Annotated in this window: 1 protein-coding gene and 1 pseudogene; both read left to right on the forward strand. The window is 70.8% G+C overall.

What is annotated here, in order from left to right; translation table 11 throughout:
• Window positions 1-262 (forward strand): annotated as a pseudogene (locus ACFQEU_RS16350) (ABC transporter permease); the annotation flags it as partial.
• Window positions 252-1,129: ABC transporter ATP-binding protein (locus ACFQEU_RS16355; protein ID WP_379783883.1), on the forward strand; the 878-nt coding region annotated here is incomplete at its 3' end. The pseudogene ACFQEU_RS16350 and the gene ACFQEU_RS16355, both read left to right, overlap by 11 nt.

Below are 1,129 nucleotides of genomic sequence, written 5' to 3' on the forward strand. Positions count from 1 at the left end.
GCTCCGCGACGTCGAGCTCCCCCTCGTGTGGCCGGGCGTGGTCGCCGGCGCGGCGTTCGCGGTCGCCATCTCGATGGGGGAGTTCACGTCGACGATCGTGCTCGCGACCGGCGCTGACGCGTACACGATGCCGGTCGCCATCGAACGGTTCATCGGGCGGCGGCTCGGACCGGCGACCGCGATGGGCGTCGTACTGCTCGTGGTGACCGCGATCAGTTTCGTCGTGATCGAGCGGCTCGGAGGTGACTACAGTGGGATCTGAACGAGAGACCGAACCGGAACGAGAGACCGAATCGGAACGAGAAACGGAACCGGAACGGAACCGGACACACGCTCCCGGCCCGAACGCGCCGGTCGCGGTCGATCTGTCGGGCGTGGCGAAACGCTACGACGGGGCGGTCGCGGTCGAGAACGTCGACCTGCGGATACGCGAAGGGGAGTTCTTCACCCTGGTCGGGCCGTCCGGCTGCGGAAAGACGACGACCCTCCGGCTGATCGCGGGGTTCGAGACGCCGACCGAGGGGCGTATCCGGTTCGGCGACCGCGACGTCTCGGGCGTCCCGCCGGAGGACCGGAACGTCGGCGTCGTGTTCCAGAACTACGCGCTGTTCCCGCACATGACGGTCGGCGAGAACGTCGCGTACGGACTCAACTTCGCCGATCCGCCGGGCGGGGTGAGCCGCGACGAGCGCGTGACGGAGCTGCTGGAGCTCGTCGACCTCCCGGGGACCGCCGACCGCGACCCGGACAGCCTCTCGGGCGGGCAGCAACAGCGGGTGGCGATGGCGCGGGCGATCGCGCCCGGCCCCGACATCCTCCTGGTGGACGAGCCGGTGAGCGCGCTCGACGCGCAGCTGCGCGAGCGGCTCCGCGTCCAGATCCGGACGATCCAGCGGGAGCTCGGCACCACTACCGTCTACGTCACCCACGACCAAGAGGAGGCGATGACGATCGCCGACCGCGTCGCGGTGATGCGCGGCGGGACGCCCGAACAGGTCGCGCCGCCGCGGACGGTGTACAGAGAGCCCGCCTCCCGGTTCGTCGCCGAGTTCGTCGGCGACAACAACGTCTTCTCGGGGACCGTCACGGACGCGTCCGAGCGGGGCGCTGACGGCACCGCCGCGGGGGC

The sequence above is a fragment of the Halorubrum tibetense genome (assembly GCF_042661865.1).
Lineage (GTDB): Archaea > Halobacteriota > Halobacteria > Halobacteriales > Haloferacaceae > Halorubrum > Halorubrum tibetense.